This is a genomic window from Marivita sp. S0852 (assembly GCF_046591575.1).
GTDB lineage: Bacteria > Pseudomonadota > Alphaproteobacteria > Rhodobacterales > Rhodobacteraceae > Marivita.
Window position 1 is genome coordinate 11460 of record NZ_JBIQWA010000008.1, and the last position, 19233, is coordinate 30692.

Here is a 19233-nt window from a genome sequence, read left to right on the forward strand (position 1 = left end):
GTATGGGCTGTCTTCAAGGACGGCCAACAGTTGCCTTTGGCCACTGGGTTTTGATACTGCGGCGCGGCCCGTCAGAGGAGACATTCGCTACGACTGAAATTTCCAAGCCGTGGTGAACACACAGAGCGCAGACGTGCAGACAGAACTACCAGTCGGCCTTGTCCGCCCGTGTCCGACCTCAGCAATTAATTCGACGGTGATCCGATTATCCATGGCAAGCCACTCGCTTGATCACCCACTATAGACTAGCCGAAGACCCGCAAATTTTACCCACTCACAGGCGCTCTTTATGCGAACGGGTTGTCTATGGCACCGACGATCTGCAGCAGAAACTCGCCGTCATCCGCATCGACCGCAGAGGCATAGAACGCGTCAGTGGCCGCAATCGCGGCGTCGATACTGCCCGCACTGCCGTCAAAGGTTTGCATAACCGCGATGGCGTTATCGACGTCGGACATGCCTCGGGTCACGGCGAAATAGGCGCCGATGTCGGTCTTGTTCTCAAGGTAGACGCGGTCCGCAAGTTGCTGGTCGATGAACTCTTGCGAGGCATCGGCGGGCGGATCGGCCTTGGCACCGCCCAGGATGGCAAGGATGAACTGGTCGCGCCCTACCGAGCCGTTATTAAGCGCACCGACCCAGAAATCGAAGCCCTCCTGATCGGCCACCCGTCCAAGCACGTTGGCGTAGACTGCCGTGGCAAAGTCGCTATTTGACAGACCCTCGGGATACGTTGCGCGAGTTTCTTCCTGGTCGATGAAGAAAGCCGCGGACTGTTCCAGAGTGACTCCGTTCGCAAAAGCCGTCCCCCAGAACGATAAGCCCACCGCATCAGGCGCGCGGTTGAAATAGGCGATGTAGAGCTCGATGAACGCCTCAAGGTCGCTGCCCGACAGCCCGGTCAGGCCACCAAAGATCCCCAGATCGAACAAGTCGCCAGCGGTTTCGGTCTCAAAGTCCAGCATTTCGATGTCAATCAGCCTATCGGTCCCGTTCTCGCCGCTGCGGTCGGTCACGGTCGGGCCGTCGGGCCCGAGTGTCAGGGTGTAGCGTGCCTGATCGCCGCCAAAGTAAGCGGCATCGCGCCCCTCGCCGCCATCGAGCGTGTCATTGCCCTCGCGCCCGCGCAGCACATCATCACCGTCTTCGCCGAAAAAGGTGTTGTTCGCATCGTTTCCAGTCAGGAAGTCCTTACCGGCGGTGCCGATGACATCCTCGATCCCTGTGATTGTGCTGGGCTCATCGGGTCGCGTGATGATCGAGGTTTCAATCTCGATGGCAAAGCTGGGCAGGTCGGGATCGTCCTCGTCCTTGCCCGGCAGACGCAGGACGGTGTCACCGCCGTCCAGCGCATAGAGCGGGTCGGATCGCAGCACGTCTTCGGGCCTGATGGATTGCCCGTCGAACTGGCGCGCCGATTGTGTGCCGTCATCGGCCCAGACCACGGTGCTCGTTTCAGTCTCGCGCGAGACGATCTCGCGCCGCAGGTCGATGATGACAGATAGCGTCTCGCCACCCCCGTCCGCCAGTTCGGTGGCCACGGAAAAATCGAGCATGTCGCGCCCGGTGCCACCGTCAATTTCAAAAACACCCGATCCCACAAGGAAGGTGTCGTCGCCCGCATCGCCGTTCATGATGTCAATCGCGCCAAAGACGCCGCCACCGCCTGCGATCAGCACGTCATCCCCGCCGCCGCCGTTCAACGTGTCAGAGCCCGCATCACCGGACAGGATGTTGTCCCCGCTGTCGCCCGTGATGCTGTCATTCAGCTTGGTGCCGAACACGTTTTCGACGCTGATCAGCGTGTCCTGCACGCCGCCGCGCCCGCCGGTTCCCGCAGCCAGGTCCACGACAGCGCCGGTAAAGATCGAGGCAAGCAACTCTCCCTCGGGTCCGTCAGCAGAGGCAAAACGGTAATCGACCGTATCAATTCCGCTACCGCCATCGACCGTATCAGCGCCAAGGCCCGCGTGAAGGGTATCGTTGCCTTGCTGCCCCAGAAGCCTGTCGTTGCCCGTGCCGCCGTAGATCCGGTCATTGCCGCCGCCTGCTTCGACCGTATCGGCGCCTTGCAATGCGCTGATCTGCTCCGCTCTTGCACTGCCGGTGATATTGTCGCCAAAGTCGGTCGTGACCAACGCCTCGATCCCCGTGATCGACGTCAGTTCGAGGCTTGCACTGTTGCGCCCGCTTTCATTGGACGATGCTGACCCGCTGCCTGCAAGGCTGACAATCACATTTGACGAGATATTCGGGTTCAGGATCAGCGTGTCGAAACCGTCGCCTCCCGCAAGCGCACCGTCCATGCGTTCGATCAGGAAGGTGTCGTTGCCTTCGTTGCCCTGGACCTCTTGTTCGGCACTCGAATTCACCTCGATCCGGTCGTCGCCTTCACCGCCGAATGCCGACCCGCCGTCGTCAAGGATGATGGTGTCATTGCCCTCATCCCCGTAGAAGGTCGGACTTTGCGTCCCGACACCACTTGCAGAGCGCAGGAAATCATCGCCAAGACCGCCACGGATCACGCCGTCCGTGCCGGTGCCCCAGACGACATAGTCATCGTTGTCGCCAAGCAAGTATTGCTCGACACCATCGACGTTAAAGCGTTCCCCGCGCAGGTTGGCCGGGTTCGAGTTCTGGGGGCTTGGCGCGTTGGCAGCGTCGTCTTCGTCGATCAGACGTACCCCCACGCGGCCGGAGACATCCGTAATCAGGACCAGCTTGAGATCCCCTAGCTGGCGAAGATCGAGCGTATCAAAGCCTGCATCACCTTCGAAACCACCTCCGACACGACCACCGTCGCCGTTCCGCACAGCAAGCATGGTGTCGTCGCCGTCACCGCCGTTGATCTGGCTTGCCCCCCGCGAATGCAGCGTATCGTCGCCGTCGCCGCCGCTGATGGTCACGGGCTCGGGCCCCTGATTCGTTCCGAAAATGATGTCATCGGAATCCGAGCCGATAAAATGTTCAATATTCCGTGCCACATCCGTGGCGATCACCCGTCCGGTCGCATCCAGCCTGTCGACTTGACCAAGCTCCGTGCGGATCACCACGGGACCAGTGGTTTCGCCATCTGACATTGCCGAATTCAGCATAGTCGTGTAGGTCACGTTGCCCGACAGGAACTCCCGGACCTCGGTCCGGCTGGTCGCATAGCTGAGGACATCAAGCCCGGCTTCGCCGTCATAAAGTTCGGACCCGCCATTGTCCGAGGTATTCAGCGCGCCCAGAAAGTCGTTATTATCCCCGCCGCGCAGCGTGTCCTGGCCTGCGCCGCCCCAAAGAACATCGCGACCCTCGTTACCATAAATCGCATCGTCGCCGCCGCGCCCCGTGAGCATATCGCGCCCGTCGCTGGTAAAGAGCACGTTGTCACTGTCATTGCCGCGCAATTGCACGTCACCGCCATGCTGCGTGATCACGTTTTCCACGTCGAACAATTCGGTCGCACCACCTCGTACAAACGCCGTGCCTTCGGCAAGGTCGATGCGGTCGGCTGAGTTGAAGCCAAGGTCGAAAATCTGGAACGTATCGTTCCCCGCACCGCCGTCCAGCGCGTCTTCTCCATCGCGGGGCACTAACAAATCGTTGCCTGAGCCGCCGAAGATGAAGTCTTTTCCATTCGTGCCTTGAATGCGGTCATCGCCACCCAGACCATAGACGACATTCATGTTGTCGAACGTCTTGCCATTCAGCGTCAGGCCACTGACCAGCGTCCCGCCGGGATTGAGGAAGATCAGCTCGCCCTCATCCGATGTGCGCTCGCCCGGAGGACCGTCCGCGTCCAGCACGGACTGACCAACGACAGCATTCTCGAACTGCTCCTTGGTGAACGTCTCGGTTCCGAAGTCGAAGAATTCGACATTCCGGACGATCTCGGTCCCTTCGTTAAACCCATGCGCGCCGACATTAGTATGCGTGAAGATCAGTGTGATCTCAGCATTGGGATCGGTGCTGTAGCCCTCGCGCGTGAAGTCATATTCGGCCAACTCACCGGCAAACACCAGGCGGTCAATGCCGTCGCCTCCGTCGATGGTGTCGGCCCCGGCGCTTGCCACAATGATGTCGTTACCCGCGTTCGCGCGCACGTCGTCATCACCACCCGAGGGGTCAATCGCCTCGTCGCCGCCGGTACCATAGACGACATTGCCTTCGGTGCCGTCGATGCGCAGCGGAATCCCGTCAAGAAGCGCAAGCGCACTTTCCTGTACGGTGTCAAAGGTCTGTTCGAACGCGTCAAAGACATCGAGCGACAGGTCAGCGAAGTCGGGCAATTCGAAGAAATTGACCTCAAGCGTGTCAAGCAGGCCTTCCAGTTCGGCCGAGATCGATAGGAAGCCGTCGAACAGGTCCACGTCCGGGAAGAGCGGCTCAAGCTGCGCGGCCAACAGATCGAACAATTCATTGATGCCCAGTTCCTGCGTCAGGAAATCCGTCACCGGCTTCACAAGTAAATCGAACACAAATTGCACCGCATCGAAAAGCGGCTGCAGCGGGGCGAGCACGGAATTGACGATGTCCAGCACCTCTCCCAGACCCGTGAACAGATCGTCAAACTCGAAAAGGTCGCCAAAGATCTCGGACAGCTGCGAGAAATCTGCAACGTTAAAGATGCCAATCAACTGGTCCAGCAGGGCCTTCGACGTGTCGTATGCATCAAACACGCCCTGCGCGGTGCCGTTCAAACCGTTCACGGGCGCGACAAAGTCGTCGACTTCTCCGAAAAGCCCTGCAAACTCGTCGGACCCGGGGCGCGACGTGCCTGCGTTCGGGTTCAGCTGCGGGATACCGTTCGGAGTCGAGACTTGGTTGAAGGCAAAGACGATCTCGTCAATGCCCGTCAGAACATGGTCCAGCGTATCGTCCGCATTTGCGATGGCAGGCACGATCGCGTTTTCCAGCGTGCGTTCGGCATCTACGAATTTCTGTAAAAGAGGTTCGAGTTTTTGCGCGCGATCGGTCGCATCTTTGATCTGCACAACGCGCGGCTGGATCAGGTCGAGCGCGTCCTTAACAGCCCTAGACGGCCCGCTCAAAGGCGCAACATGCTCCGAAAGTGCCAGCACCGTGCGACCCGCGGACAGGGCCGCGTCCAGCGGCTTCAGGACCTTGCGAAAGATCAGGTAGTTCTGCGCGACCTGCGCGGCCCCGTCGAGCGACTGTTGAAGGCCCTCGAGGTCATCACGAACAGTCTGCAGGCGGGTCGTTGTCGTGGTCAAATTATCTTGAAAATCGACAAGTTCGGGTCCGGCGCTCATAATGAAATTCCTTTGAAATAGGTAGGCAATCGCTCGTATACGCAGGATACGCTACCTGACGCTACGGCATCCGCATATCGGGTGATCACCCCAATTTTGGTAAAAGCGCGAAAATTGGGGTGATTGCCCGAGTGTCCGAACGAGGAAAATCGGTTAACCTAACGGCACTCAATCAACCGAAATCAGTCCCAGCTTGACCGATTTCATCAGCAAGGTGGCCGATGAATGGACCGACAGTTTTCTCATCAGATTCGATCTATGGGTTTCGACCGTTTTGGCGCTGATGCCCAACTCGTCCGCAATTCCCGTATTCGAGAGACCCCGCGCGATGCAGTTTAGGACCTGCATTTCCCGCTTGGTCAGGTCTGTTGAATCCTCCATTGGAGACATCACCTTGATGGCAGAAGGGGACAGCACCGTTTGTCCGCGTAGAAGGGCGGTGAGCCCATCGCAGATCTGGTCCGGGTCATCTGATTTCAGGAAAACGCCGCGCACACCCGCTTCGATCAAGCTGTTGAACAGGCTGGCCGACGGATGCCCCGTGAGGATGGCAAAGACTGTCTTGGGTGACCAGAGTTTCGCCTCCAGAAAGACCTCGGCCCCGTTTGCACCCGGCATATTGATGTCCAGCACGGCGCAATCAGGGGCTTCCGACTTGATCAGTGCGATAGCGTCGAGACCAGTCTCTGCGACCCCGGCCACAACATGCCCGCGCAGTTCCAGTTCCGCCGCAAGACCAGAGGCGACAATCCTGTGATCGTCGGCCAGGACAAACCGCGATGGCTTGGTCGTCTGATTGCTTTTGCTCCCCATGTTCGGGCCAGTTTGGTGATTTTTCTTACGCTCGCAAGCCTTGTCCTGTGTCAGCGCGCATCGGCTGATAGCCCTGTTGTCGTCCTTGACGGCCCGCGTTTGCCCGCGACACTGGAGGGTCATATCGACTATATGTTGGATGCTTCGAAAAGTCTGACGGTTGAAGATGTTACGAGCGGATCAAACCCACCGTTTCAGCCGGTAACGACAGCCTTTCCCGACTTTGGTTACATCGACAAGCATGTCTGGCTGCGACTGCGGCTGCAGAACGTGACCGACGGTGTCAGCGTCTGGCGCGTCCACTTCCGTGAGAACTTCAAGCAATTCATGGCCGTGCATGTTGTTTACGACGACGGTCGCATCGACACCGTTTACGATGTGGGCGTGACAGATGGGTTCGACAAACGGCCCATACAGTACCCCGAGATGGTCGCCCCGATGACACTTGAACCGGGCGAGGCGGCCACGCTTTTCATCAATTTCTGGTCGGAAGGGTCCAGCCATATCGCATTTGGCTTCGAGACCGAGTTGAGTTTCGCCTCTACCGCGGCCCAGCGGACGGCGAAGAATTTCCTTTACTACGGAATGGTTATCCTGCCGATGCTTCTCGCGGTTATTGGATTTGCCATCTACCGCCGCGGCGTCTTTATCGCCTATGTCGCAACCTGGCTGACGGCCCTGCTATACGTTATGCACGGCGATGGTGTGGCTTTCCAGTACCTGTGGCCCAACAACCCCGCCTTCAACAGTTTCGCGTCGATCCCCTTGGGCACGCTCCTGATCATGCTGGCACCCAATTTTGCACGCGTATTCCTGAACACCCGCGTCCACAATCCATATGTCGACAGAATGCTCTGGGGGGTGATCTGGCTGGCTTTCGCGCTGGGTGTCTCATCGGTCTTTATCGACAACCAAACCGTCAAAAAGCTTCTGGTGCTCTTGTCCCTGATCTCGGTGAGCGCCTGTGCCATGTCGGGACTGATCGCGGCACGCACACGTTTCAAAGAGGTGCGGTTCTTCGTGCTTGCCTGGATCGGCTTCATGGCCGCAGCGATCATCATGAGCCTGCGGCACTGGTTGGGCGTCGAGATCTCTCAGGATTTTCAAAACGACGCCATTCGCACAGTGATGGTAGTGGACGCTACGTTGATGGGTCTGTCAATAGCGGACAGGTTTAACCAGTTGCGACAGTCCCGCCAAAACGCCGAAAAGCAGAGGTATGAGGAGGAAGCACGGAACCTTAAGCTGGTTGCCCGTCTCGCCGACCTTGAGAAACGCTACGTTCAGGAAACCGAGCAGCTGCGCGACCGCGACACGGTGAGCGCGAATACCCTGCACGACCTGCAACAGCCCATCGCCGCGCTGCGTATGAACCTGCGCGGGTTGCTTGATAAGTCCAGCGACAGTCGCAGCGCGCTGGCGACTGTTGAAAACTCGTTTGCGTATATCGAGGACCTGATGGTCACGGCCTCGCATCAGCGCGAGAACGAGGTGACACATGCGTCAGTCTCGGAACCGGACATTCATAGCCTTCGCAAGGTAACCGACAGCGTTATGCAAATGTTCCTCGCCGATGCTGCCGCCAAGGGGTTGAAGCTGCGGTATTATCCTGCGCGCGAAGACATTCACGTTGAACCCTTACCGCTAATGCGCCTTTTGTCGAACCTTATGTCAAATGCGATTAAATACACTGACGAGGGCCGCATCCTGCTGTGCGTCCGCAAACGCGGACAAGCGTGGAGGGTCGAGGTCCATGATACAGGTCCGGGGTTGAGCGCGGCAGAGTTTGAACGTGCGAAAGAGCGCAGCACCCGCGTTGATCGCACCGCGGACGAGAAAGAGGGCACGGGCCTCGGGCTTACCATCGCACACGAGATCGCCCGCATGAACGGTTATGACCTGCGAAGACTTTGCAACCGGAAAGGCGGCCTCAGTCTTGGTGTGACGGTTTGCTGACCGACAGGGATCCTGCCATCTCGCGATTGGCCGTTGTTAGGAATTCTAGGAAAGATGGCGGCTTGATTTTAGCTGCTATTTGGTGGCTTATTTGACATCCTGCACCTTGTCGCTTTCCTTTTGCCACCGCCAATGCGACCGTCGCCTTGAAGGCTGGGCTGTGGCGTCACCTGAATCGTCATGTGATATTCGCTCCTTCGTTCCGGCAAGACTGCCGGATTGGGAGCAAAAATCTACCTAACTCAACTGTTCAGATTTCTAAGGCCACCTCTAATACCAAGATCTTTCAGAGCCTCAGTCGCAACTGCGACCCAGACGTCATGCAGCTCGGCATTGCTCTTGCTGCGAAGACCCATCGCCTTGAGCGCTTCGCTACGCGGCGACACACCTGTGCCAAAGCTTTCGCTGACGCGCGGCCACCAATAGGCAACGCTTTGGGTGATTGCGTCGGTTTCGCCCTGTTCGATCAGCTTTTGCAAACCCTCAATCGCCAGCTCTGTGTGGCGCTGTTCGCGCGGGGCGACCTCGCGGATGGCTTCGGCGAAGGGCTGATAAGACGAGGTCAGGAATTCCGAAAGCTGCACACCGACGGCAAGCCCCATGAGCATGTTCATCACAACCGCATCGACCCAGCCATCCAGCGGATAGTTGAGAACGGACAGCCGCATGTCATGCGCGTTGCGGGTCGTGCCCGGCGCGGTGTCGCGCGGCAGGCGGTCTGACCAGGGGTGGTGATTGGCATAACGATCCGTGTTCGCGCCAAATTCCCCCATCAGTTTCAGTACCTTGTCCGCATTGTCGGTCTTTTCCAGAACGATCCGCGCGGCGGCAATGCGTTCCTTGATGCCGGGTCCGGCATTGATCACATCGGCAAATCCGGCAGCGCCCGCCAGTTCGCTGTCTACAAAAGTGGCCATGATCTTCATCAGTTCCGCGCGGTAGCGCGTCGGCACATTGGCGGGGTTCGTCAGGCGACCGCCTTGGGCAAGGTAGTCCGTGATATCCATCGTGTCGGTCATGGCTCTTGCTCCTATTGATCATAATCCACGACCACACGGTCGGTGACGGGGAAGGACTGACAGGACAGGACATAGCCCTGTGCCACTTCGTAATCCTCAAGTGCATGGTTCGCGACCATCTCGACTTCGCCCTCAAGCACCTTGCACTTGCAGGTCGAACAGACCCCGGCCTTGCAGGCATAGGGCGCGTCCAGCGCGTTTTCGAGCGCGGCATCGAGGATCGACTGGTCCTTGTCCATCGTGAAGCTGCGCACCGAGCCGTCCATCGTGATGGTGGCTTCGGTCGATTTGGCGGCAGCCCCTGACGCGGTAGAGCTGGCCTTGCGTTTCAGCCGACCGGGTTGGGCGCTGGCGAACAGTTCGAACTTGATCTGATCATCCGACAGCCCATGCTCCCGCAGCGCCGCCGCGATGCCCAGCATCATCGGTTCCGGTCCGCAGATGAAGGACGTATCAACACTGTTGATATCGATCCAATGCTCGAACAACGCCTTGCACTTGTCCGCATCGACCCGACCAGTGAACAGGTCGATATCCTGCGCGTCGCTTTCCAGAACGTGGATCACGGTGAGGCGGCCCATGTAGAGGTTCTTGAGATCTTCCAGCTCCTCGCGGAACATGATCGTGTTCACGCCGCGATTGGCATAGACCAGCGTGAATGTGCTGTGCGGTTCGCGTTTCAAAACCGTCTTCATGATCGACAGCACCGGCGTGATGCCGGACCCACCCGCAAAGCCAAGATAGTTCTTCGGCTGTTGCGGATTGATGGGTGTGTGAAAGCTGCCCATCGGCTCCATGGCTTCCAGCGTCATGCCGGGCTTGAGGTTCTCGTTGGCCCATGTGGAAAACGCGCCGCCATCGACCTTTTTGATCCCGACCTGCAGCACGCCATCGTCCTTGCCGGCACAGATCGAATAGGACCGGCGCACTTCGGTGCCGTCAAACTCCTGGCGGAAGGTCAGGTACTGGCCCTGAATGAAGTCGAAATCGCCGCCGTTAACCGGCTTGAGCGTCACCACAACCGCGTCGCGGATGGTTTTTGTGACGTCAGTGACGGACAATGGATGAAAGCGGGCCATCACATGCTCCTCAGATACATTTGAAATAGTCGAACGGCTCAAGACAGTCGGTACACCGCCATTGCGCCTTGCACGGGGTCGATCCGAACTGGCTGATCCGGGTCACATTGGTGGATTTGCAACGCGGGCAGCGGTCTGGACCACCGGCCGCACGGGGCGGAGCGATGCCGTATTCCTCAAGCCGCGCGCGGCCCTTGTCGGACAGCCAGTCGGTGGTCCAGGGCGGGCTGATCTGGGTTTTGATCCGTACGTTTTGGACGCCCCTGTCGTACAGCGCGGTTTCGATATCCATCGAAATCACGCTGGTCGCCGGACAGCCCGAATAGGTCGGTGTGACCGCCACTTCGAGCGTGTCACCGTCCCATTCAACGCCGCGCACGATGCCCAGATCGACAACCGAGATCACCGGGATCTCGGGGTCGGGCACGGCGTCGAGCCAGTCCCAGATCTCTTCCGCCGCTGGTTTCATCTTACCACGTCGCTCCGGGATAGGCGCGCTGGAGCCATTGCATCTGTGTCAGCAGGTGGCCCAGATGTTCGGAGTGCTGGAAACCCGTCTTGCCGCCCTTATGGGTGAACTTGCCATCCGGGATGGTCAGCGTGGCCTCGGCCAGCACGCCACCCACATGGGCATCGAATTCGGCGCGCAGCGACGCCAGATCGGGCGCAATGCCCGCCGCAGCCATGGCGTCATCCACCGCATCGGCAACAAACATCTCGCCCACATACGGCCAGAGCAGGTTCAGCGCGTCTTGCATCCGCTTATGGCTTTCGGACGTGCCGTCGCCCAACCCGATGACCGTGTCGCCGGAGCGTTCGACGTGGTACTGCACTTCCTTGACCGACTTGGCGGCAATCGCTGCGATCTGTTCGTTCGACGACGCGGTCAACGCTTTCAGCATGGCGAGATGCCAGGCATCAAACAGGAACTGACGCATCATTGTCTGGCCGAAATCGCCGTTAGGCTGTTCAACCAGCAGCACGTTGCGGAAGTCCCAGACGTCGCGCAGCATTGCCAGATCATCCGCTGTGCGACCTTTGTCTTCGACCTCACCAGCATAGCCCAGCCACATCTGCGTCTGGCCGATCAGGTCCAGCGCGGTGTTGGCCAGCGCGATGTCTTCTTCCAGCACCGGCGCGTGACCGCACCATTCGCTGACGCGATGGCCCAACACCAAGGTGTTGTCGCCCATGCGGCACAGGAATTCGAACAGTTGGGTTTGATCAACGGATGCCATTACATCGCTCCAACTTCTTCGGGGATATCGAAAAACGTGGGGTGGCGGTAAACCTTGCTTTCGGACGGCTCGTACAGAGGTCCTTTTTCCGACGGGCTGGATGCCGCGATGTGGCGCGCCTCGACGACCCAGATGCTCACGCCTTCGTTGCGGCGGGTATAGACATCGCGGGCGTTCTTGATCGCCATCTCTTCGTCCGGTGCGTGCAGGCTACCGACATGGCGGTGGCTCATGCCGTGCTGGCCGCGGATGAACACCTCCCACAAAGGCCATTCATGGCGCTTGGGTTTGGTTTGGGTGTCGGGTGTGTCGGGATATGCGGAATTCGGAGAGCTCATTCTGCTGCCACCTTTCTCATGCTGCGCTTTTCGGCATGGGCCAGAAGCCCGTCGCGCACCCACTTGCCATCGTCCCACGCCTTGTTTCGCGCGGCGAGACGTTCGGTGTTGCAGGGGCCGTTGCCTTGGATCACTTCAAAGAACTCGTCCCAGTCCGGCTCTGCGAAATCATAGCCGCCCTTCTCCTCGTTCCATGTCAGGGTGTCGTCCGGAACAGTCAGGCCAAGATATTCGGCCTGCGGCACGGTCTGGTCGACGAACTTCTGACGCAGTTCGTCATTGGTGTTCATCTTGATCTTCCACGCCATCGACTGTGCGGAATGCACGCTGTCCTTGTCGGACGGGCCAAACATCATCAGCGATGGATACCAGAAGCGATTGAGCGCGTTCTGCGCCATCGCTTTCTGTTCCGGCGTGCCTTGGGCCATCTTCATCATGATGTCGTAGCCCTGACGCTGGTGAAACGACTCTTCCTTGCAGACCCGGATCATCGCCCGCGAATAGGGGCCAAAGGACGTGCGCTGCAGCGGCACCTGGTTCATGATCGCCGCGCCGTCGACCAGCCAGCCGACCGCGCCCATGTCGGCCCATGTCAGCGTCGGATAGTTGAAGATCGACGAATACTTCATGCGGCCGTCCAGCAGCATCTCCGTCATCTCGTCGCGGCTCACACCCAGCGTTTCCGCCGCACAGTAGAGGTAGAGGCCATGACCGGCCTCGTCCTGCACCTTGGCCAGAAGGATCGCTTTACGCTCCAAGGTTGGCGCACGGGTGATCCAGTTACCTTCGGGCAGCTGACCCACGATTTCGGAATGCGCGTGCTGACCGATCTGGCGGATCAGGGTCTTGCGATACCCGACCGGCATCCAGTCCTTCGGTTCGATCTTTTCACCGGCGTCGATGCGGGCCTGAAAGGCGGCAAGCTTTTCGGGATCGTCCTGCGTCGCCTCGGATTTGATCATCTGTGCATACATGTCTTTTTCCCTTCGGTATCAGACGCGTTCAATAATGATGGCCGTGCCCTGACCCACACCCACACACATCGTGCACAGCGCATAGCGCCCGCCGGTGCGTTTGAGGTGATGCGCCGCCGTCAGAACAAGGCGCGCGCCAGACATGCCAAGCGGGTGACCAAGTGCGATGGCCCCGCCATGTGGATTAACTCTAGGGTCGTCATCCGCCACGCCAAGCTGGCGCAGTGTCGCGAGACCCTGGCTGGCGAACGCTTCGTTCAATTCGATCACGTCCATCTGGTCAATGGTCAGCCCGGTCCGCTCCAACACCTTCTGGCTGGCGGGCGCGGGGCCAATGCCCATGACGCGCGGGGCGACCCCGGCGGATGACATGGCCACAACGCGCGCCATTGGTGTCAGGCCGTGCGCGGTGGCCGCCGCTTCGGACGCGATCAGAAGCGCCGCTGCGCCATCGTTGACGCCGCTGGCATTGCCTGCGGTGACAGACAGATCGGGGCCGTTCACGCCTTTGAGTTTGGACAGCTTGGCCGCATCAGTGCCGGGGCGCGGGTGTTCATCTGTGTCGACGACAATCGGATCCCCCTTGCGCTGCGGGACAGAGACCGGGACGATTTCGTCAGCAAAGATGCCTGCATCCTGTGCCGCCGCCCAACGTGCTTGTGACCGGGCCGCAAAGGCGTCCTGATCTTCGCGGCTGACATTGAAATCCTCGGCGACGTTGTCGGCGGTCTGGGGCATGGAATCGACGCCATATTGCGCCTTCATCTTGGGGTTGATGAAGCGCCAGCCGATTGTTGTGTCATAGACGGCATTTGACCGGGTGAAGGCGGATTGTGCCTTGGGCATGACAAAGGGTGCGCGGCTCATGCTTTCGACGCCACCGGCGATGGTCAGGTCATAGTCGCCGGCCTTGATCCCGCGCGCGGCAAAGCCGACGGCGTCCATGCCGCTGGCACAGAGACGGTTGACGGTGGTGCCGGGCACATCTGCGGGAAGACCGGCCAGCAAGGCCGCCATACGCGCAACGTTGCGGTTGTCTTCGCCCGCCTGGTTGGCAGAGCCATAGATCACTTCGTCGACTTTCGTCCAATCCACGTCGCGGTTGCGATCCATCAGTGCGGCGATTGGCAATGCGGCCAGATCATCTGCGCGGATCGACGACAATGCGCCGCCGTATCGGCCAATCGGAGTCCGCACCCCATCACAAATCAACGCGTCCACTGCGAATCCTCCCGCCATTAATCGACCGCATGGTCGGTATATGAAGGCCAAAAGATTCGATCAAGAGAAAAGTTACGTTTTTACCGGTTGGTTAAATTTTCGTAACCTATCGGTGGTGGGTACGAGAGCAACCGGAACACCCCTGCAGCAATATCTCGGCATGCGCTGATCAACCAATGGGCGGAAATCTGTCATACCTGAGGGCGGATCGGCAAAGGTTTGCCCAACTGTCGCGCGACCCCACTGAGCCTGGCAAATTGGATTGTGGAATTTGAACTTTCGTGCTTTTTCTCACATCAAATAAAGGTGTTTTATGTTGCCACTCAGATGTTTGCCTGCCACGGTCCAAGGGCCTTGTCCTGATCCACTTTTGCTTGACGTCGACGGTCATAGTCAGAATTCCAGAATTGTGAATAGAGTGACCGGAAATCTGGCACGTGGCGATCTTTCGGCTGTCAGTGGAATCATTGTTCACCAAACCGTTTCGGATACCGCCGCGCAGACTTTACAACAGTATAATGGCACGGATTCGAATGGTGCTCATTTCCTGATTGCGAAAGATGGGACGATTTACCAAACAGCCTCGCTTTATAAGATGACATATCATGTCGGTCGCTTGCGGTCCAAATGCGTGGCAGAGGGGCAGTGTGAACCAACCTCGACCCGAACCACATCGGACGAGGAAATCGCCTATATCCGAGGGCTTGGTCCAAGGGACCGACACGCTTTGGAGCGGACGAAACCCGCCGGGCAACGGTATCCAAGCAACACAGATGCCATTGGCATTGAATTGGTCGGTAATACAATCGGGCCAGACCCGGCACATCCCGGTGAGTTGTTATTCGAAACGGTCACTGCGGCGCAAAACCGGTCGTTGACCTGGCTGGTTGATCAAATCACAATTCAGTTCGGCCTTGATATGAACGTGATTTACCGTCACCCCACGGTTTCGCAAAAGACACCCAGCGAGGCGAGCACGGCAAATTGGCAAGTCCGGTCATGATCCGGATGTCACAGGCTGCTGCGTTAATATTAGTGGCCGTTTTAGCAGTGACAGCCCTTTCGGCAGGTGACGAAGAGATACACCCAGCCACAGAGGCCTTGGGGTTCGGACCGATATTAAACGTTTCGATTGAGCGCTATGAAACCGCTGGAGAAGAGTTCTGCACGCAGTTTGAGGTTTCGCAAGACGGTGTTATTGCCTATTTCAAATCAACCGAACCCGGCTCCAAAGCTGACTATGTTGATGGTTTGCATTCGCCGTGCAAAGTGCATGGGTCAATCGCTTTTGAAAACGGGCAAACCGCCTTGTATTACATTCAATCCAGCGGGATCAGCCAGATTATTCCCACCGATGGTGATGCCATTTTCGCGTTTGCAGTTCCAACCTGGGCCGATCCGAATGAAGGCGCGTATTTCAATGCTGCGGACTGATATGCGCCCCGTGGCCTGAGCCACGATCATGCCATTCGCAATCGTGCGCCTATATGGTTGGTGCCATTTTCTTGGAAACGGCGGGTCCAAGGATGGCAGGCTGGCATCCTTTAAGCTATGGATGGTGTAACGCGCTCTACTTTTGTGAACATCGGCCAATAGACATAGAGCCAGACGCCGAATGCCGCCGCCCATGTCAATGCGGCAAGGGCATGTAGAGGGCCGGGGAGATCAAGGCCAAACTCTTGCCCGACGCGCAGCACAACCGACAGAACAAGCAGCAGCGCACCCGCCCGCACACGCCTTGGAATGCAGAGCGGATGATGCGTGTGCAACAGCCCGGCCATTGAATAAACCGCATAAAGGCTAAGCCCCAATCCCCCCATCAGCGCCACGTGCACACCCGCCATCTCGGACCAGCTGGCACCCAGCCGGGCGGTCCCCATCAGGATCAGTCCAAGCCCTGCCAGAAAAGCAGAGCCGGTCAGCATCAGGATCTCGCTGCGCAGCATTTCGCGACCGATAAAGCCTTCGGCCACCCGGTCCATGAAGGCCGCGCCCGCCGCAAGACAGAGATACCCGGTGACAGCCGCACTCAGCCCGGCAACCTCTCCCGCCATCGCCACAAGCACAAGGCCCGAGGCCAGATGCAACCGGCCCGGATGCGGGCGGTAGGGCGAGGTCTCTTCGCTGGGGTCCAGCACCAGATTGGTGATCGGCACAGAAATCCGCGCCAGCGCCAGCCCCAGCAGGCCAAGATAGGCCAACCCGAGCAGATGCAGCGCTTTTGTCGCCAGAGCTAGATCACCCATGGCAAAGCTCCACCGTGCGACGACAGTGCAGGCGATCAGCAGGCCCAACCAAAGCGCAAAGGCCAACAGCCTGTCCGTGCGCTTTTGCCAGGACAGGTGGAGGACAAAGCCCAGAAGGGCCAGCATCCAGGCAAGATCTGCCAGCGCGCCGATCAGGCCCAGACCGTCCCATCCCAACAGACCGACCATACGGCCCACGCCCCAGAGCGCCGCGAGCGTCCACAAGACGCGGCCGCGGGGCGGTGCCGTGTCCGTCCATTCCGGAACGGCAATGGTCAGAAAGCCGATCAGCCCGGCCCCGAAGGCGCCGATGAGCATCTCATGCGCATGCCAGAGCGATGGCGGCACCGTATGCGCCAACGGCAAATTGAACCCAAGAACAAGCACCCAGAGCAGCGGCCAAAGCGCCGCATAGACCGCCCCAAGCGGAAAGAACAGGCGATACCCCTCATGCCCAAGCGCGCCGAGCCAGTGGCTAGGCAGCGTCTGATCATGCGCGGCTGACGTGCTGCAACTCATGCCAGACGCCTTTCATCGACATCGTGAATATGGCGAAACAGCGGATCGCTCTGCATAGCACTTTGCACCCAGTCGAACATCGCGCGGTCGCTGCGATCCTGCGGTGCGCCGGGTGGCCTGCGCTCACCGGGAAGGCCCTGACCCTTGGTGTCGAGCACAGCAATCCTGTCTGCCAGTCGCGCTGCTTCGAACAGGTCATGGGTGATGAACAGGCCAGACACCTGATCATCGGCACAGATGCGGATCACCAGATCCTGCATCCTGCGGCGTAGCGCGACATCAAGTGCGGTAAACGGCTCGTCAAAAAAGATGAAATCGGGCCGTACAGACAACGCGCGGGCGATGGCCACACGTTGTTTCATGCCGCCTGACAGCTCGCTTGGGTATTTCCGCAGATCGTCTTTCTCCAGCGCGACCCGCTCCGCCGCTTCGGTGATGCGGGCCTTGCGCTGGTTGCGAGGCAGACCGGTCAGACGCAAGGCAAAGCCGATATTCTGCGCCGCCGTGGCCCAGGGCATAAGGCGCGGTTCCTGAAAGATCATCGCGTGGCGGTTGTAGCTGCGCGCGATCTGGCCTGTGCGCGGCACCAGCAACCCGGCCGCTACATGGGCCAATGTGGATTTGCCACAGCCTGATGGCCCGACAAGGGCGACCAGTTCCCCCGGTGCGATGCTCAGGGTGATATCCTCCAGCACGGTGCGCCCCAGGTAAGCGTGGCCAACGCCGGAAAGGCTCAGAAGGCTCATCGCCGCACCCCCCAGGGCTGCTCGGCGCGCCGCCAGCGCTCGATCTCGCCTTTCACGGGGTGCACCAACGCGTATTCCACCGCAATCAGCAGCGCCACCGCGATCACCACCCAGGCCAGCGCCTGCGCGATATCGAGGTTGATGCGCGCATCCGCCAGCGCCCCGCCGATGCCGCCCGCGCTTGCCAATAGCTCGGCCATCACAGCGACCTTGAACGAGGTGCCAAGTGCCAGCGCATAGGCCGGAAAAAGCGTTGTCGTGGTCTGCCGCAGACCCACGGTCAGAAAGCGCCGTACAGGGCCTGCGCCAAAGGATTGAGCCATCCGGTCAAGCCCGCGATCGCGCGTCATGATGCCTTGTGCGGCACCCAGAAATACCACCGGAAGTGCCGCGATCAGGATCACCGTGCGGACCGTGGCATCGGAGCCGCCAAACCAGATCATCGCCAGCACAATCCAGGCAATCGGCGGCACCCCCAACAGAACCGTGATCAGCGGCTGCGCGATCCGCAAGCTGGCCGGGGAATATCCCGCGATCAGGCCAATCGCCGTACCGATGCCAGCCACCAGCGCAAAGCCGGTGAGCGCGCGCCACAGGGTGGTGCCCGCGATGGCCCAAGCCTGTGGATCGTTCAAAAGCGCGCCGATGCTGCGCAACGTGTCCAGCGGAGCTGTGAGGATGAACGGGCCGTAAGCCTCATGCCCCGCTTGCCAGATGGCCGCCAAGAGACACAGCGCCGCCAGCCCGGCCCAGCATGACCACAGAAATTGCAGCACCCGGCCAAATCGCTCGGCAAACCCTGACCATGGCGTTTGGCGGGGCGGTTCAGAGATAGAAGTCGTCACCGGGCAGGGCACCTCCGATTTTCTGGTACTCCTCGCCGGAAATCGCGCTCAGCATACGTTCGATATCGGCGCGGGCCTGATCGCCACTGCGCGCGACCAGATTGCAATGCGGCACTGACGCCGCGAGCAACGCAACTGGCATCTTGAGCGGCCCCGCCGCGTGGCCTGCCGCATCTTCCGGGTGTTCCAGAACCTCTATGGTCGCGGATTCCAGCACGTTCAGGATATCGGGCAGGGCGGAGCCATGCGCGTCAAGAAACCCTGACGTCACAGCCAGACCTGCCTGCGGCAGCACCCCGGCACCGCCTGTCATCTGGCCCCATGCGGCTTGTATGTCGATCGAGCGATAAAAGCTGCGCCCATCCTGCTCGGCCCGGATCATCCCCATTGTTGTCGAGGGCTCGGCCGTGAGCGCGGCATCGACCCGGCCTGCCAGCAACATTTGCATGGCCTCAATCGGCGTGCCGGCATAGGTGAGCTTTAGATCGGTGTCCGGCGACACCCCGTGATGGGCGAGCATGCCCGCAAAGATCAGTTCCGGCGTATCGCCCCGGAACGGCACCGCCACATGACGGCCCGCAAGATCGGGGATCGCGCGGATGTTTGGGTCATCGCTCATCACATAGAGCAACCCATCGGTCATGATATTGGCCAGCCGGATCGGAAATCCGCGATTATAGAGATTGGCCGCCGCCTGTACGGGCACGACCGAGAGCTGAATTTCCCCCGAGGTCAGCCCGGCACGCAATTGATCAGGGCTGCGCCAGACGGTGAAACTCACCTGATCGCTAATGGCGGCAAACCTGTTGGTTGCAGCAGCGTGCGCCAGTGTGATGGATGGACCAGCAGGCGGACCAAAGAGCGCCAGATGGTCGAGCGTGGTCGCGCCAAGCGTGCCAGGCCAAAGGCTGGACAGGCCGATCGCTCCGGATAGGGCAAGAATGTCGCGCCGGTTGGGGTGGTGGGTCATCAAAGGTCTCC

16 protein-coding genes are annotated in these 19233 nt (G+C 59.6%); 3 read left to right on the forward strand and 13 right to left on the reverse strand.

Features of this window, described 5'->3' with window-relative positions:
- Nucleotides 1-287: 287 nt before the first annotated feature.
- Nucleotides 288-5258, reverse strand: coding sequence for a DUF4214 domain-containing protein (locus ACG74X_RS15910; RefSeq protein WP_411236107.1), 4971 nt, complete (start codon nucleotides 5256-5258; stop codon nucleotides 288-290).
- A gap of 168 nt (nucleotides 5259-5426) precedes the next feature.
- Nucleotides 5427-6071, reverse strand: a complete 645-nt coding sequence (locus tag ACG74X_RS15915; protein ID WP_411236108.1) for a LuxR C-terminal-related transcriptional regulator — start codon at nucleotides 6069-6071, stop codon at nucleotides 5427-5429.
- A 15-nt stretch (nucleotides 6072-6086) separates the two neighbouring features.
- Between ACG74X_RS15915 and ACG74X_RS15920 the strand changes: the two genes are divergently transcribed.
- Nucleotides 6087-8027, forward strand: a complete 1941-nt coding sequence (locus ACG74X_RS15920; protein ID WP_411236110.1) for a sensor histidine kinase — start codon at nucleotides 6087-6089, stop codon at nucleotides 8025-8027.
- 242 nt (nucleotides 8028-8269) lie between these two features.
- Here ACG74X_RS15920 and ACG74X_RS15925 read toward each other — a convergent pair whose 3' ends face one another.
- Genes ACG74X_RS15925 through pcaF form a run of 7 tightly spaced genes read right to left on the reverse strand, consistent with a single transcriptional unit; the run spans nucleotide 8270 to nucleotide 13896 of the window.
- The gene (locus ACG74X_RS15925; protein WP_411236112.1) at nucleotides 8270-9046 is read right to left on the reverse strand and encodes a Phenylacetic acid catabolic protein; all 777 of its coding nucleotides are present in this window, start codon (nucleotides 9044-9046) and stop codon (nucleotides 8270-8272) included.
- 11 nt (nucleotides 9047-9057) lie between these two features.
- A complete protein-coding gene (gene paaE / locus ACG74X_RS15930) occupies nucleotides 9058-10125 on the reverse strand; it encodes a 1,2-phenylacetyl-CoA epoxidase subunit PaaE (RefSeq protein WP_411236114.1) in 1068 nt (355 codons plus the stop codon).
- 10 nt (nucleotides 10126-10135) lie between these two features.
- Nucleotides 10136-10594, reverse strand: coding sequence for a 1,2-phenylacetyl-CoA epoxidase subunit PaaD (gene paaD / locus ACG74X_RS15935; RefSeq protein ID WP_411236115.1), 459 nt, complete (start codon nucleotides 10592-10594; stop codon nucleotides 10136-10138).
- 1 nt (nucleotide 10595) lies between these two features.
- Nucleotides 10596-11363, reverse strand: coding sequence for a 1,2-phenylacetyl-CoA epoxidase subunit PaaC (paaC, locus tag ACG74X_RS15940; protein ID WP_411236117.1), 768 nt, complete (start codon nucleotides 11361-11363; stop codon nucleotides 10596-10598).
- Nucleotides 11363-11701, reverse strand: a complete 339-nt coding sequence (gene paaB / locus ACG74X_RS15945) for a 1,2-phenylacetyl-CoA epoxidase subunit PaaB (protein ID WP_281496132.1) — start codon at nucleotides 11699-11701, stop codon at nucleotides 11363-11365. The genes paaC and paaB overlap by 1 nt, the downstream gene beginning before the upstream one ends.
- Nucleotides 11698-12675 carry a 1,2-phenylacetyl-CoA epoxidase subunit PaaA gene (paaA, locus tag ACG74X_RS15950; RefSeq protein WP_411236118.1) on the reverse strand — a complete coding sequence of 326 codons (978 nt, stop codon included), beginning with the start codon at nucleotides 12673-12675 and terminating at the stop codon, nucleotides 11698-11700. Before paaA ends, paaB begins: the two co-directional genes overlap by 4 nt.
- A gap of 18 nt (nucleotides 12676-12693) precedes the next feature.
- Nucleotides 12694-13896 carry a 3-oxoadipyl-CoA thiolase gene (gene pcaF / locus ACG74X_RS15955; RefSeq protein ID WP_411236357.1) on the reverse strand — a complete coding sequence of 401 codons (1203 nt, stop codon included), beginning with the start codon at nucleotides 13894-13896 and terminating at the stop codon, nucleotides 12694-12696.
- A gap of 409 nt (nucleotides 13897-14305) precedes the next feature.
- Here pcaF and ACG74X_RS15960 point away from each other — a divergent pair, with 409 nt between their 5' ends.
- Nucleotides 14306-14899 (forward strand): N-acetylmuramoyl-L-alanine amidase, encoded by a 594-nt coding sequence (locus tag ACG74X_RS15960; RefSeq protein WP_411236119.1) that lies wholly within the window; start codon nucleotides 14306-14308, stop codon nucleotides 14897-14899.
- A gap of 32 nt (nucleotides 14900-14931) precedes the next feature.
- The gene (locus tag ACG74X_RS15965) at nucleotides 14932-15330 is read left to right on the forward strand and encodes a hypothetical protein (protein WP_411236120.1); all 399 of its coding nucleotides are present in this window, start codon (nucleotides 14932-14934) and stop codon (nucleotides 15328-15330) included.
- A gap of 110 nt (nucleotides 15331-15440) precedes the next feature.
- On the opposite strand, the gene ACG74X_RS15970 is transcribed toward ACG74X_RS15965, so the two are convergent.
- Genes ACG74X_RS15970 through ACG74X_RS15985 form a run of 4 tightly spaced genes read right to left on the reverse strand, consistent with a single transcriptional unit; the run spans nucleotide 15441 to nucleotide 19222 of the window.
- A complete protein-coding gene (locus tag ACG74X_RS15970) occupies nucleotides 15441-16661 on the reverse strand; it encodes an NnrS family protein (RefSeq protein WP_411236121.1) in 1221 nt (406 codons plus the stop codon).
- The gene (locus ACG74X_RS15975) at nucleotides 16658-17407 is read right to left on the reverse strand and encodes an ABC transporter ATP-binding protein (RefSeq protein WP_411236122.1); all 750 of its coding nucleotides are present in this window, start codon (nucleotides 17405-17407) and stop codon (nucleotides 16658-16660) included. Before ACG74X_RS15975 ends, ACG74X_RS15970 begins: the two co-directional genes overlap by 4 nt.
- Nucleotides 17404-18252: an ABC transporter permease gene (locus ACG74X_RS15980; RefSeq protein WP_411236124.1), complete on the reverse strand. Its 849-nt coding sequence runs from the start codon at nucleotides 18250-18252 to the stop codon at nucleotides 17404-17406. Before ACG74X_RS15980 ends, ACG74X_RS15975 begins: the two co-directional genes overlap by 4 nt.
- Complete coding sequence (locus tag ACG74X_RS15985) at nucleotides 18233-19222, reverse strand: ABC transporter substrate-binding protein (RefSeq protein WP_411236125.1); 990 nt, start codon at nucleotides 19220-19222, stop codon at nucleotides 18233-18235. The genes ACG74X_RS15980 and ACG74X_RS15985 overlap by 20 nt, the downstream gene beginning before the upstream one ends.
- Nucleotides 19223-19233 lie beyond the last annotated feature (11 nt).